A 15,164-nucleotide genomic window follows, 5' to 3' on the forward strand; every position below is an offset into this window, starting at 1 on the left:
GCCGTCGACAGACCCAGACTCCGGCGGCTGCGTTCTCGTTCCGTGTTAGACGGGCGCACGAGGCGCAGTTGTCGGCTGATTCACGCCAGCAGGCGTGAAGCCTGAACGGCATCGCGTTCGACGACTCGCTGCCGGCATTCCCGACGGCGGACGCGGCGTGGAGAGCACCCGGTCGAACCCAGGGCAGGCGTGGACGGCGGACGCGACGCGCCAGTCGTGACGCGACTGGATCTGACCTGCATCGGCAGACGGGCACTACGTCGTCCCAGCGGGCGTCAAGACTTCCATGAGAAGCTCGTCAACCTCCCCTGCGGAGATCCAGAACCGCATCCACGCCAGCTTCTGAACGCGCAAAGACCCCCACAGCTCACAGGCACCAACGTCGGAGCAAGTGATGCCAGGCGGGAATCCCGGCTCAATCGCTGGCCCTGCAGCACAGCACAGGTACGGCGGCCATGTAGCCGCTTGAGCAATGATGGCTGCAGTCGATTGTCGGCTAGCGCCATCACCCTAAGCCTGAATCCACCGATGATTGACGTCCGAGGGGTGGCGCGTTAACGACGAAAGTGCCTTCTGAGCTGCGACAATGAGGCTTGTCTAAGGTCCCACATCGCAGTGCACGGAAGGCACTTTCAGTGAAATTATTGCACAGGTGGTCCCGCGCGGCGGTGCGGTTCGACGACGAGAACCTCGTGTCGTGTGCCGGGCTGGTTCCGGTGATGGCACTGGCCGAGCGGGCCGGGCTGCCTGACCTGGTCGCAGAGCGCGTGACGATCACGAACCCGCCGATCGCCTCGACCGGCGCTAACCCGGCGGGCAAGATCGCCTCGATCATCGCGGGGATGGTCGCGGGCGCGGACTCGATCGACGATCTCGATGTGATCCGTCATGGCGGGATGCCACGGCTGTTCGGCGGGGTGTACGCGCCCTCGACGCTGGGCTCGTTCCTGCGGGCGTTCACCCACGGCCACACCCGGCAACTGGGCGCGGTGGCACGCCGGTTGCTGGTCGATCTCGCCGAGCGGACGCCGGTACTGGCCGGGGCGGCCGAGATGACCTATGTGGACATTGATTCGCTGCTGCGGCGGGTGTACGGCAAACGTAAGCAGGGCGCGGGTTTCGGGCACACCAAGGTCGGCGGCTACCCGGTGCGGCTGCGTGGCTTGTCCCCGCTGGTGGCCACGATCTCCACGCCGATCGCCGCGCCGGTGATCGGCGGGATGCGGCTGCGCAAGGGCTCGGCGGGCTCGAGCCGGGGCGCGGCCAGCCTGCTGGCCGAAGCCCTGGTCACCGCCAAGGCCGCCGGTGCGGTCGGCAATGTGCCGGTGCGGGCGGACTCCGCGTATTACGCGGGCGCGGTGATCAGCGCGGCACGCCGTGGCGGGGCCCGGTTCTCGGTGACCGTGTCGCTCAACGCCTCGATCCGGGCCGCGATCGCCGGCATCGGCGAGGACGCCTGGACCCCGGTGCACTACCCGGACGCGGTCACCGATCCCGACACCGGCGAGCTGATCTCCGACGCCGAGGTCGCCGAGACGGTCTACACCGCCTTCGCGGGAACCAAGCACGAGGTGACCGCCCGCCTGGTGGTGCGCAGGGTCAAGGACAAGAACACTACCGACGCCCTGTTTCCCGTCTGGCGCCATCACGCGTTCCTCACCGACACCACACTGTCCACAGTGGATGCCGATGTGACGCACCGCAGCACGCGATCATCGAACAGGTCTTCGCCGACCTGATCGACGGGCCGCTCGCGCACTTGCCCTCCGGGCACTTCCACGCCAACGCCGCCTGGGCCATCTGCGCGGCGATCACCCACAACCTGCTGCGCGCCGCGGGCAGCCTGGCCAGCCGGTTCCACGCACGAGCACGAGGCGCCACCCTGCGCCGGCACCTCATCGCCATCCCCGCGCGGCTGGCCCGGCCACAAGGACAGCCGATCTTGCACCTGCCCGAGCACTGGCCCTGGGAACACGCCTTCATCGCCCTGCACACCGCCGTCACCGGGCTGTCACAAGCCGCCTGACCCGACCCCCGCCCACCAGGCCCGACCGGAGACCTCACCGTGGACACGCTGGGCAGACCAGCGGTTCCCGCACGCCTCCACGACCGGCAAGGATCAATCCTTCTGGCGCAAACCCACGAAATGATCACCAACTAACCGTCGGTGGATTCAGGCTAAGGTGCCTGTTTCCGAGCTTGAGCAGGTGAGAGCCCTGTGGTGTGCAGACAGGGGAACTCCTGGTAGATCGGACGTTGTCGAAGCGCCGTTCTGCTAGGAGTTCCATTGTTATCGTGCCCGATCCCCGCGGGCGGTTCCACCGCGGGTCCCGCCTGTTGCCGCTTGGCCGTCACACATCAGCCCGGTCGGCGGGCGAGCCGGTATCCCACCGACATCACCGACGCCCAATGGGCCGTGCTCGACCCCCTGCTGCCCGATCCGGCGTGCCTGGCCGGTCGTGGCGGACGGTGGGAAAAACACTGCCGTCGGCTGATCGTCGACGCGATCCTCTACGTGGTCGACAACGGCATCAAGTGGCGAGCCCTGCCCGCCGATTTCCCTTCCCTGGCCAGCTGTCTTCAAGCGCTTCACCGCTTGGGAGAAGGCCGGCACCAGCCAGCGGCTCCTGGACGCGTTGCGCAACCGTGCCCGGCTGGCGGACGGCCGCAACGCCGCCCCGTCGGCGGCGATCATCGACTCCCAATCCGTACGAGCGGCGCCTACCGTGTCCACATCGACCCGCGGCTACGACGCGGGCAAGAAGGTGCAGGGACGCAAGCGCCACATCGCCGTGGACACCCTCGGACTGCTGATCGCGGTGCTGGTGACCCCAGCATCCACATCGGACAGAATCGCAGCCCGCTCCCCGTTGCGGCGCCTGCGGTCCGCCGCCGGACGGCGAGTCCAACTCATCCGCGCGGACGGCGGCTACACCGGAACCCTGCTCGGCTGGGCACGCAACACCCTCGCGCTGACCGTCGAGATAGTGAAACGGCCCGACCTACCGCATTTCATGGGTGATGCCACGGCGGTGGGGTGGAACGGCCCTCGCACGGATCACCAACCACCGCCGCTGCGCCCGCGACTACGAACGACTACGAACGACTACGCCAGCACCACGAGGCAACGGCGCGATGGTCAATGATCCGCATCACCGTCCGACGACTCACACAGCCTCAGTAGCTCAGAAACAGGCACTAAGGATTGCGGCATCAACGGCGCCCCGCATGTCGAGCCCTGCCAAACCACAAGGCCGCGGTGTCCCCGATCAGCGCACACCACCAAGCCGCGAGACGCGGCCGACTGGAGCCAGGATGCCCGATCTGGTGGCGTCCTGGGACATCGGCAGCACGCGCGTCTACTTGTCCGTGCTCACGACGTCTGCCTGGCTGCTCCGACTCTGGACGCAGCGGGTCCTGCCGGGGTTCGTATCGATCTTCGCCACCAGCTGGGCGAGCCGATCGGCAACGCCCTGGTGTCGGCGCTGATGAACATTGCAGATCACGACGCACAAGCCATTGCAACTGACCTGCACCAACGACGTGATATCTCCCCAGACGGACTGACCGCGCCCGACATCAGCAGCGCACTCTCCCGCGGCAGCTTCACCGACTCCCTCATGCCCGGCTGACCCGCGCCAGCTTTCGACTTTCGTCCATCGACAATCACCGGACGGACACCCCAGGCAACAAGCCACAATCATCTCCCGCACTGCACGCGCGGGAGATGATTGATCGTCCACGCAAATTTTAAACACCGAATCCGCGTCTTGCGGGCGAATTACAAGATCGAGGCGAAGTTCAAACAAGCAAAATTCAGCACGCCCTGAACGAGGAGATCTTATCATTGATCCACCGCGGCATGGATCCCCAGCTCTCACGCGGACCAATGCGAAACTCCAGCCCCCTGAAATCTTCATGCTCATAAAAGCAAAGGTTTCCGCCGTGGTTGCTGACAAAGGAAGAAATCCGGTCATTCATGGTTGCATGAGAGCCAATGACTCGATTTTTCATGGACCGCTCTTGAAGCACGTGGCCAAAGTCGATGCGACGCCCCTGAAAACTGTGATGCTCCCAGACGCACAGCGTGCTCGGACACGCTGGAGCAGCAACGGCAGAAGCACCGCCCATCAACGATGCGACAAACAGAAGAGCTAGAGACAGGGAGCCGCCAAAAATGATCCGACTTAGGGATCGAGTAATCATTTCAGTAATCCTTTGCGTTAAGATCACGGGACAAGCGACCGTCGCCTACAACACTGCGACACGATGCTCGGGCAGGACTGGTTCAAACAAGTCGAACGGACCTGCACTGCCAGTTGACCGACGTTACGGGCATCCACGGCTCGGCTTCAAGATCAGGCAGCCAGAAGGCGCCGGCAGGCACAAAGCCTGGCCCTTCGGCACCACTTCAAAGGCAGTGGGATGGCCGCCCAACACAGGCGCCGACTGTTGCTGCCGCACATACCGCCTTCATCGACTTGAGATCTTACGAGCGCCACCAGAAGCCTTGCTCCCGCGCGGCGCACTCAAACCGGACGAAGTCAGGGTGAGTTCGCGACACGATTCAAATTAATGGAGAAACATTTCTTCCACGCAGATGCCCCCAAGATCAATACGATCGCCTTCTATGAGATCAGGCCCCAGAGTCGGCGTGTTCATCGTGCACAAACAGGCCGAATAGAGAGATTTGCCGAGATTCAACATCGGACTACGCCCATCCGACCTCCAAAGGCATGTCAGGGAACGATCCGCCTGACGTCTAGCTGCTGAACCGCAATCAGGTGCACAATCGGTGTCACACTGTTCACTAAAAGCGTGGCGGTGAAATGCACAAAGACCTGAAGAGCCGGTCGGCAACCACATCTTTCCACCCCAGGTCAGTGGCGATTTGGTGCGGCGTCGCGCCCGCGCGGCACCGATCAGCGATGACCATGCGCTCGTCCTCGCCCAGAAACCTGCCCCCGTACTGCAGAAGGCGCCACCGAAGTGATCGGTGGCGCCCCTGTCCTGCCGCTAGCCGGGCTACTGCTGTTACGCCGGTGTTTGCCGGTCCAGACGCGATCGCGGGATCTTGCATGCTTCTCGATTGCTCGCGCGTCAGACGACGGCCCTAATTGATCGACCGGTCTCGGACCTCGAAATCCATCGCAACCGTGAACTGGGGTGCTGCGATGACTCCTGCAACCCGAGGTGCGGCCCGTTCGAGCCGTCTGCTGCGACCAGCCAGCTCCCGATGACGAGCCTTGCGCGGCCCCACTGTCCGCAGCTTTGCGCTTCCTCCACAGCTTCCGGCGCTTGTCAGGCCCGATCGATCAGAAACGCCCACTGGTCGCTTGCGGGCTGGTCCGCTCACCTATCCGCTGACTTCACAGATGCTGGTCATCTACGAGCAAGACCGTCCAGCACCGCGCGCGCCTCCCGGTTACCTTCGTCGGCCAGCCGGGCTAGGGCCGCGCGCGCAGCTGTGACTCCTGTCCGAGCCGCCTCAGCAAGGGCTGCCACATCCCTCTGTCGCGCGAGCGCGCTAACGGCGTTCGGGCTGCCGGACTTGGCCAGCTCGACGAGTGCACTGTGCACAGTGGACACCATTTGTTCCAGGAACTTCTCGCGTTCAACGGCCGCCGCAGAGTCCATCGTCTTCAAGCGCTCCAAATGCGCCATGGCGTACCTCGTCATTTCGACCAGAGTCGGAACATCACCGCGCGACACCAGAGCTTGGACCGCATCCGTCCTCCCCGCCAAGGCCAAGCGCATCAGGGTCCGCTCCACTTCTGAGGCGCCATTGTCCATGGCCTCGATCAGGCCCTCCACGTCCTGCAGCGACGTGAGTGCCTGGATGGCAAGCGGGTCGTCGCGCTTTGCCCTGTCCCGCAGGGCCGTGCGCGCCGCAGCCGCTCCCGAGCGCGCCAACCTCGTCATCTCCGAGGAACTCACTTCTTTGATCAAGGATCGCTGTGCTTCGGCGTTTCCTTCTCCGGCGAGTTCAGCCAGCGCCTCCGCAGCGGACCCTCCACCTTGAACCAGCAGCCCGACCAGGCCTCGTACGTCTCGACGCGCGTGATATTCGCGGACGAGTGTCTTTCGAGAAATGAGCGCGACCTCCACGCGGGCAGCGTTTTGTCGTTTCGCGGACGACGGTTCGATGACCCCGGCAAGTCGCCTCGTTCGTGTTAACTCGTCCATGTACCAACCGGAGGCCACAGACACCGACTGCCTCTTCAAGGTTTCCAGCTGGAAGGGGATCCGCGCGGCCAGCTCCTTCCACGTCGCCTCGGCACGTCGAGTGGCCAAGCTCTGGGCCTTCTCCCGCGCACGCGCGTCCCCCCGGATGGACCACTCGGCTCGGCTGTGAGCAGTGATCGCGAGCACCGGGAGTTCTCCGCCGAACTTGTGGTGTTCGGCCAGGACCTCACCGATGGACCTGATCAGCTCGTGGAACGGCCTGCTGATACTGAACCTGGAAACATCAGGTGTCTCGCTCGCCGAGGCTGATGGGTCGAAATGGAAGACCGTGGTCAGATTTGTGTAGTCCCATGCCGGGCTTTCACCGTCGGCCCCCGGCGCATTCATGATCACCGGTCGGCGAATGATTTTTCTCTGATAGTCCCACGTTGCCTTCCCAGACGGGGTGAACGGCTTCCAGTCCGCCTCGTTGAACGTGATCGTGTCGTCCCACCTCACACCGCCGTTCGAAGTCTGCTTGCCGCGCGTATCGATCACCGAGGTGACCAGGCCTCGGACATCGTCTTCACTTGTCGCGATGTGCCTCATGAGCAACGGCAACAGCACCTCGGGCTGAGCGTGCACAGCACGTATTTCCCTGCGCACCGCGAACAAGTCGAGGATTCCTCGGCTTTGAATCAAGGTGGCCTTCAGCCGATCGACCGTCCCGATGAGCAATGCGATGGTGCCACCTCGGTCAGCAAGAGTCGGCAGCTCGCCCTGGAGGGGTTTTTCAGACGGTGCGTACCGCCAACCGGTCCGCAGGGCCGTGGAGATTTCCCTGACCTCGTCGGCTGGATCGGCCTGGGGAAACGTGTTGAGGTGAGCTCCGGGCGACGCCAGAACCATGCCGTCGCCCGAGGCGTGGTTCAACTCGACCCTCACGCCGAGAGTTACCGCACTGACCGTTCGGCGTTGCTCCTCATGCAACACGGCACCGAGGTCGAAGGCGAACCCACCGGGGCGACTGAGGCGACCTGCGTACGACGCGAGCAGCAGTACAGGGCGCCCCTGGCGTTCCATCGACAGATGCGGGAGTAGCACCTTCCCGAACGCAGCCCCGCCAACGAGGATTTCGCCGACCGAGGCCACGTCGAGCACCGCCGTTTGCTGGTTGGCGCTCACCACCACCACTTCGAAGCCGTCGACTCGACGGGTCATGGTTCGATTCCCAGATCCACTGGCGGCACCGATATCGGTGAGCACGACCTCTTTGACGCCGTGTCTGCCCACTCCCTCGATCAGATCCGGCGTCCACAGCCCTTCGAAACCACTGGACCGGAACAACGTCCCGGTGCGGCGTTCACCGGAGGCGAGGGGTACCGATTTGACGTCAGCAACCGCGAATTTGCGCGTCCTGCCCGTGACGTCCCGACCGGTGATCAGTGAGCGGTTCCAGTCAGCCTCGATGCGAACTTGATCGTGAGATCGGCTCTCCAACTCGCCGACCGGTGCAAGGAGTTCGATCGACGCCAAGCTGCTCCCACCCGCGCCGAGGTGTCTCGTAACACGTGCTGCCAGCACAGCACGACTGTCGGACAACCGCCAAGTGGTTTCCGTCGGCCCGGCGTGGGAGTCGTCCGGCGCGACTGCCACGGTCAGGTCGGCCTCATCCTCGGAGTCGACGCGAAGGAGTTGCACGCGGAACAGATCATCGCTTTCCGGCAACCGGATGTTGAAGCCGAAAGCCTGTTCGACGCCGATGAGAAGGTTCTCCCAGAACTGCGTGCGCCTGTCCGCCGGGACGTCGCCGGAAAAAACCAGGTTGATCTTCAGCTGGACCTCGCGCATCCAGATGCCCGGGTAGACCTCGACACGGCTGACGCTGTAGGTGACGTGCTGGCCGCGTTCGCCCAACTTCTCGATCTTCGTCTTAGGTGCGCGATGCCGCACCTCGTCGAAGTCGGTGACGCTGACCTGCGCGGAAGCCAACTGCGACCACAGATCCTTCATGGTGTGGATGCTGTACCTCTGGGTCGCGACCGCTAGCAGCAGCACGTCGGCCGCGGCCTCGGTCGCTTTGTCCCGAAGTACCCTGTACACCGCGAGCAGAGCGTCGGCGGGTCGCCGCCCATGAACCAGGGTCTCCCGCTCAGCGATGGGCATCAGCGCCAGAACGTCAGCGCGGTGCTCCAGTGGAACTGGCTGGCTCTGATCGCGATCCCTGGGTCGATAGCGCCACTGGAGCTCGTTCGCCGCGACAAGACTCATTGCGATCATCTCAGCCGTCCCGCCGAAGAACCGCATGTGGCCGCCGTCGGGCACCAGCAGATCAGTCATGTAGAACGGGTGTGGCGTCGTAGCGACCGCGATGATCCGCTCGTGGCCGAGTTCCAGCAAGCTCCTGTGCAATGACCTCGCCAAGAACTCATGGCCTGGCTCGGGCGTGTCAGCGACGACCGCGAGCCAGATCGTCGAGCCGGCGGGGTGTCCATCGAGCGCGCCGAAGTCTCTGAGCAGGTGAGCGAGCGCGAACCCGTCCAGATGTACATCTTTGAGTCCTGGCAGGTTGACCAGTGCGCGATGACCGCTCGTCCGAACGCCGACGACAAGGTGATCACCTGTCGGCGCCCAGTTGTAGGTGCGGGGATGCCTGCTCTTACCAGATTCGAACTCGCGGTGGGCAGCCGTGAGGAGCCCCGGCCGCATGAGCCACTTCGCCATCGCCACGGACCTGGAAGAACCGAGGAGATCCAGGCGGACCAGCCGTCCGCCTTGGCGCAGTGCCCGATATGGCACCTCGCCGGTCGCCCGACGGACGTCCGACATCTCGTCTCCGTACATCGCGCTCCCCAGAACCACCGCGCCTGTGCTCTTTCCTCCAGTTGACACCTCGGTCGTCCAGGTTTCCCCGGAAGTCGAAGATTGCGCTTCGGCCCTGGCCGGCTGCCCCTGCGCGAGTTGGCCGAAAGCCGGGGCACTGTCGGGATCGGCCTCGGCCGACTGCGTTCCACCGAGGTCCGTGCGGGAGTCCGCAGCAACCACGGGGTCCACCACCGCTGGGACGTCCGCGTCGTCTGTGGACAGTGCTGTCGCGATCTGGACGACCGCGGACATGACCTCTGACCGGCCGATCGAGTCGCTCGTGAGGTGCAGGTCCAAGCGCCCGGTCTCTGGAAGCAGTTCGAGTGCACGCGCGAACCGTTCCGCATGCACACTCGCGGAGGTACCAACGCGAGTGATGGCCGACATCAGGTCGGCCATCACCTCACCAGCCGTGACCTCGTCCGTGAGACCGCTCAACAGGAGGTCGGGAATGGTGAACAGTTCTACGAGGTCGTTGGCAGCGGCGAGTTCGGTCGCCAGCCGCACGGCGGAGTCGGCGCCCTCCCGTTCCTGCTGCTCGGCGATCCGCAGGACCACCTCGCGCAGCATTGAGCGGTTCATCGCCGAGTGCCCGCCGGTGCTGGTCTTCGACACCAGGCCTTCGAGCGCGTCGTACGCGGCCGGGTTGACCACGCGCAGCGCCTGGATGTCACCTCCTGCCGCGAGCGCCAGAGCGGCGTTCACGTCACCCTGTTCGGCGAGGACCACCAGAGCTGATGCCTCACCGGTCTCCGCGATGTCCCGCAACGCCGCACGGGCTGACGCGTTGCCGGCCTGAGCCGCGGTCAGCAGGGATTCCAAATCGGCCCGCTCCCCCAGGAGATCGACGGCCTCCTCGTCGCCTTCGATCGCGAGCTGGACGATACCGTCGTACGCGGTCGCGTTGCCCTTCTCGTTCGCCACGTCAAGTCCTGCCACGTCCTTGAGCCGCACCAGAACCCGCACAGCCGAAGCCCGGCCCTCTGCCGCGAGGTCGCGGAGCAACGACCTCGCCACTTCGTGCGCGACGAGCGGTTCCGGAACGTCGACCAGGTTCTCCAGCACTCCGATCGCCGTTAGGCCGTTCAATTCCGGGCGGCTGACCTCGTCACCGATGCGGACCAACGCGGCCGCCGCGTGCACCTGCCCCGACGCCGCCATCTCAACGAGCGCCTGACGTGCGTCGGAGTCGCCCTGTCCGGCGATCCTGGTCAGCGCGAAGAAGGACTCGCGATGCCCTTCACCTGCGAGTGTGACGATCGCGGCAAGGTCACCTCTGTCCGCCTGTTCGAAGAGCGGCACTCCGGTATCGCCTGCCCGCGCACCGTCGTGCAGCATGGCGTAGGTCGTGTCACGCACCAGGGAAGACGTTGTCTTCGGCACCGTCCCCTCGACTACAGCTGATCCCGCAAGCGCAGCCTTCTCCACGTTCCACGCCTCACGTGGCACCAGTCGCGCATCGGCGCTGTACAGGCCGTCCGACATGACGCCCCGGCTGTGCACGGGGCCGTGAACACGCCCCCTTCGACCGTTCGGTCCCCTCTTGAGGTTGTGCAGGACCGCGGGGAGCCTGTAGGCGTCGTAGAGGCCCAGCGTGTGCCCAAGCTCGTGCGCGAGTGTGTTGTCGTTGTCGCCCATACCGAAGGAGTGCTGACTGCTGGGCCCGCCATCGGGATGGATGTCGACGCTGATGGTGGCTTCGTCAGCAGAGTCGACGAACTCGACCCGCACGTGCAGCTGGTCTCCGGAAGGCAGGCGATAGCCCTGGTTGTAGAACCAGTTCACGCCGCGGTGCATGGCCTTCTTCAGACCCACGACACGCTCCTCCGTCGCGTCGGCCGGTGTCAGGAGGAACACCTTGACGGTGAACTCCTTGACCCAGCTACCCGGCTCAACCTCCATGCGCCTGAGTTCGTAGGCGGCTTCCGTCTCCCCGAACGCGGGACCGATCACGATCCGGGGACGACCGCCGGGCTTCCCACTCGGCATGATCGCGGACCGGTCCGAGACGGTGAACGGCGCCGTTCGGATCAATGCTGGTGTAGCCCTGTGCCGCAGTCGGTCCCATTGACTCACGTGCAGGGGGTGGTGTGGCTCCATCCAGTCGGCGGTGTCGGCGGTGCTGTGGTGCCAGTCCTCGTCGTCGAGGACCGTGCGTTTCGGCTGTTGTTCATCGGTCTGTGACCGGGTGTCGAGTGTGGTGTGTGGCGTCGTGGGTATGGCAGCGGTCTCTTCCGTACCTCCCATTGCCTTCACGGTCACCGTCTTCGCGGCCGACGACGGTTCGCCCTCGACTGTCTTCACCTCGGAGTCGTCCAGTTCTGTCAACGAGGTCGTGGATGCCAGATCCAGCGGCTCCGCGGTGTCGCGGTGGCGTGACGAACCCGCTCCGGGCGTCTGCATCTGGTCGTCGCGGTATCCGGCCGCGTGCTGTTCCCCGCGGCCAGCCCCGAACCCGCCGTGCGTCCGGCGGGTGCCGAAGGCGCGGCGCAGCTGTTCGGACACGTACCTCGCCCTGTCCTGTGCTGCCAGCGGCTCAAGTTCCTGGAGCAGGGCGAGCCTGAGCTCATAGGCAACCGTGTACAGCATGCGGTCGTACAGCTCCCGATACGCGGCGGCGTCCGGTGAAAGTCCGGTCCTCAGCAACGGGGGTGACTGGTGCCGGGAAGCCATGATCTCGGCCGCCGTACGCAACAGTTGATCGCGCTGTTGGCCCGGCAACGCGTCGATCTCGGTCGTCGCAGCGGAGAACCTGGCTCTCCAGTACCGAGACGCTTCCTCGTTCGCCATCGGGTAAGAACCGGCCATCGTGTCCGTGGCCGGCCGACCGTAGGGCCACTCCAGGATGTCGACCGCGTACTCGTCCGGGAACCTCCCACCTATGGCGACGTGTTGACGCAGAAAGTCTTCCGACAATGGCGCCAAGCTCCGGTAGCGGCCCCAGTTGTTCTCATACGTCAGATCCGGTCTCTCTGCTTCGAACGCGAGCATGACCTCGTGATAGCTGTGAGCACCGATCTGGAAGAACACCGACAACAGCGCAAGGCGCAGCAGGCCGTAGTCGAACTCGACCCCGGCCTGCGCAGCTATTTGCTCCACGACTTGAACCACGAAGTGCGCGGACGAGCTGGGGCCGGTCCAGATGATCGCTCCCGTTTTCTGCCCACTGCGGTGCTGCGTCCCACCCGTGATCAGCGGCTTGCTGAAACGAGCTTGCTCCCACGCGATCGTGTCGTCCGCTAGGACAACCGCCCACTGCTCACTAGGGCTCAACGGCGGGTGCGCCTCCTCAAGACGCGGGCGATCGATGGAGTCGCCGTTGAAGTCGGCCAGCATCACCTGGTTGTTTTTAGCGGCTCTTCCATGAGCAGTGTGAACGTTGAACTTTTCCATATACCCGGCATTAGGCTGCCGCTCAGCGTAGACCTCCTCAAACCCCTTCATTCTGACTGAGGTATTGCTGAAATGTTTGAACAGAAGGCTTCTCTTCCAAATGAGGAAAACCCTTTCGCGCAAGGTGCCGTTCTCCACGACTTGCCGGATGCTCTGCAGCGTCCCGGGATACCAGCCTGGCTCGAAGCGCTCATCCGGATTACCGCCCAAACTCATCCGCAGCTTCTTCGACGATGTCTTCCAGATCGCCTGAACGATCCGCGCGAGTTCAGCGTTGACGGCGGGTAGAGACGCCAACACCGCCGCGAGCCGCCGCTCGTATTCGAGCGCGCGGTAGCTGTACTCGACCGCGGCCGAGATCCTCACGTCCGTGAGGTAGGGCTGTATGACGCCCGCGAGGTTCGGCACCGACATCGCGGCCTCGTCGACCTCGACGCGCACCACGTGGCCGCGATCCGCGTCGGCACCAGGACGTGCGACCTGGTCGCGCATGACGATGTCCTCGATCCCGACAGCGCCGTGCTCTTGAGCGGCAAGAGCCTCGGTGAGTGCCTCGACGAACACGCCCCGCACCTTCTGATACTGCTCACGCATCGTCTTTGCCGCTCGGGAATCCGCCGCAGCCGCCACGAGATACCCGGTGAATACGACCTGCGGCAGCGGTCGACCGGCCTGCTCCGCGCGGATGACGGCGCCTGCCATCTCACCCGCCAGGCTCACGATCCTGGCACGATCGGCCGACCGCAGGCTCGACATCAACCAGAACGACCCGAACTTGACCTCCACAGCAGGCAAGCTCGCAGCCGACGAGGACGACCCCGCCCCCGCGCTGTTCACCCCACCACGCGGAGCCCCACCCCTCGGCATCACTCCAGCCGTCCACCGGATGCCGAGCATCCGAGTGATTCCGTCAGCCAGCTCCACGGCGCGCTGCTCGGCATCCGGTTCCGCGACCTGACGCATCGCCAGAAGCCTGGCGGCGACCGACTGGACCACCAAGCCGATCAAGGCTCGATAACCGCGGTCTTCCGGGGTATGAGCGGTGAAGTCGAACTTCGGAAGCTGTGCGAAACCGCTCACCAGCCCCGCCGCCTCTTGGAACAACGAAGCCCGCTCATGGGCCGGCTGTTCGTCGAGTCTGAGCCGCTCCCACTTGTACTTCTCGCGGACCTCCCCGATCCGTTCAGGAGACACGATCTCACCGGACGGGGTGCGCACTTCGCTCTCCACGACGAGGACGACGTCATTGGGCTCCGTGAACTCGGCCGCCTCGTCCGTGCCCGCCATGGCCGGCGACACCAGCTTCTCGGCCACTTCCCCCGCCTCTGCGGAGTCGTCCAGCTCGACCCGCCCGGTTTCTGTGGAACCACGCAACTCTTCAGGGGGCGTTGAACCGGCGTCGTGGTCCTCGTTCTCCGAATCGGTATCGCCCAGGGCGCCGACATCGTCCAGTTCAGGTGTGACGTCCTGGTCGTGGCCGGCGCCCGTCCGCGAGCCGGCAGCATTCGCGGCTTGGCGTCCAGCTCTCTTGGTGTTCGCTTCCAGGATCCCCTGCTGTTCGGACAACCTTGCCGGAGTCGCCTCGAGCTGTTCTGGGCTGACCTCTGGACCTGACGAGTCCCAGCGCCGGAGCTGAGAGGTCGGGTCTCCCTCCGGCGCGGAGTTCAGGTCCTCCACCTTGAAGCCTGCTCCGCTCTCCGATTCCAGGCCGAAGGTGGCGACCTCGGAGTCCGAGTTGGGATCGCTGAGCGCTTCCACGTCTGATCCGCTGACCGGCAGGTCAGCGTTCCAGTTCCGCGATAGCTGCGAGACCTGCTCTGGCGGGCTGATGTCCTTCGTCTCGCTCCTCGCAGCCGAGTTGGACGTAGCCCAAGAGGACGGCGAAACGGAAGAGTTCACCGGTACAGGCGAGTTCGGCACGGTGGTGGGCGTCGCGACGACCGGCGTCGACACCGAAACCGTTGCGGAGTCGCGATCGTGGCCAGGTGTCGCCGACTTCGATCCAATCGCCGAGCTCGAACCATCCGCGGACGAAGGGACAGCGGAGGCCGGGGACTGAGTACCGCTGTCTTGTGGCGGCGTGGGCATGGCCCAGGAATCCACAGTGGATGCTGCCGCCGCCGTGGCAACCGGGTTGGCCTCCGAAGTGCCATCCGAGTTGTGCGTGGCCGACGCTGGCATCACTGGGGAGGCCGCCGTGCTGGCGGTGCTTGCCGGCGAGGCCGCGTTCGAGGCCGTGGCCGCCGCTGAGACGGGCCCGGCCTGCACTGGTGCGGGCGAGCCGCTCGACCCGGTAGGCGCGCTGGCCGGCGAGTTCGAACCGGCCGTACCAGGCGAGGGGGCGGTGCCGCTCTGCTCCGCGAACGGCGCTGCAATCGAGGACTGGAGCGGACGGTTGCCCCCTTCGGGCGGCACGTTTTCTGAGCCGGTGACCGCGTTCTCCGAGCCGGCAGGACCGTTCGCCGATGTGCGCGGCAGCACGCTGCCAAAACGAACCTCTCCACCATCGGACGTGTCGCGAGCAGCCAGGTGTCCGACGGCCCGGTGACCGTCCTGAACCAGCGGCCCTGTCGAGCGAATCACGGTCGTGCCGCTGGTCACCGGTGGCCCGTAGTACTGGTCGTCGTAGGCCGGTGGCGGGTTGTCGTAGGCCGGCGGCGGATCGGCGTACTCCGCTTCCTTGCCCGCATCGGTCTTGTCGACCTTGATGTCGCCGGGGCCGTCGAGCCGGTCCTGTGCCA

Annotated in this window: 5 protein-coding genes and 2 pseudogenes; 5 read left to right on the forward strand and 2 right to left on the reverse strand. The window is 65.0% G+C overall.

Translation table 11 applies throughout. The features are described 5' to 3' along the window. Positions 1 to 635 precede the first annotated feature (635 nt). The 3 genes and pseudogenes from LFM09_RS48720 (at position 636) to LFM09_RS48730 (ending at position 3,146) form a co-directional block, all read left to right on the forward strand. Positions 636 to 2,026 (forward strand): annotated as a pseudogene (locus tag LFM09_RS48720) (IS1380 family transposase). A 318-nt stretch (positions 2,027 to 2,344) separates the two neighbouring features. Beyond that, positions 2,345 to 2,584, forward strand: a pseudogene (locus LFM09_RS48725) (transposase); the annotation flags it as partial. Positions 2,585 to 2,636: 52 nt separating this feature from the next. Continuing rightward, positions 2,637 to 3,146 carry a transposase gene (locus LFM09_RS48730; protein ID WP_414103487.1) on the forward strand — a complete coding sequence of 170 codons (510 nt, stop codon included), beginning with the start codon at positions 2,637 to 2,639 and terminating at the stop codon, positions 3,144 to 3,146. Positions 3,147 to 3,816: 670 nt separating this feature from the next. On the opposite strand, the gene LFM09_RS48735 is transcribed toward LFM09_RS48730, so the two are convergent. Continuing rightward, complete coding sequence (locus LFM09_RS48735; protein WP_414103488.1) at positions 3,817 to 4,206, reverse strand: peptidase inhibitor family I36 protein; 390 nt, start codon at positions 4,204 to 4,206, stop codon at positions 3,817 to 3,819. A 1,176-nt stretch (positions 4,207 to 5,382) separates the two neighbouring features. Beyond that, on the reverse strand, positions 5,383 to 14,181 hold the full coding sequence (locus LFM09_RS48740) for a hypothetical protein (protein WP_414103489.1): 8,799 nt from the start codon (positions 14,179 to 14,181) through the stop codon (positions 5,383 to 5,385). A 70-nt stretch (positions 14,182 to 14,251) separates the two neighbouring features. Between LFM09_RS48740 and LFM09_RS48745 the strand changes: the two genes are divergently transcribed. Together LFM09_RS48745 and LFM09_RS48750 are read left to right on the forward strand one after the other, a co-directional pair. Continuing rightward, on the forward strand, positions 14,252 to 14,482 hold the full coding sequence (locus tag LFM09_RS48745) for a hypothetical protein (RefSeq protein ID WP_414103490.1): 231 nt from the start codon (positions 14,252 to 14,254) through the stop codon (positions 14,480 to 14,482). A 21-nt stretch (positions 14,483 to 14,503) separates the two neighbouring features. Further along, positions 14,504 to 14,971, forward strand: a complete 468-nt coding sequence (locus LFM09_RS48750; protein WP_414103491.1) for a hypothetical protein — start codon at positions 14,504 to 14,506, stop codon at positions 14,969 to 14,971. Positions 14,972 to 15,164 lie beyond the last annotated feature (193 nt).

Source organism: Lentzea alba, from assembly GCF_047445655.1.
GTDB classification, from domain to species: domain Bacteria; phylum Actinomycetota; class Actinomycetes; order Mycobacteriales; family Pseudonocardiaceae; genus Lentzea; species Lentzea alba_A.

Coding starts and splice junctions, on each gene's coding strand:
- LFM09_RS48745 (WP_414103490.1), top strand. CDS start 14,252: ATGTCCTTCGTCTCGCTCCTCGCAGCCGAGTTGGACGTAGCCCAAGAG.
- LFM09_RS48735 (WP_414103488.1), bottom strand. CDS start 4,206: ATGATTACTCGATCCCTAAGTCGGATCATTTTTGGCGGCTCCCTGTCT.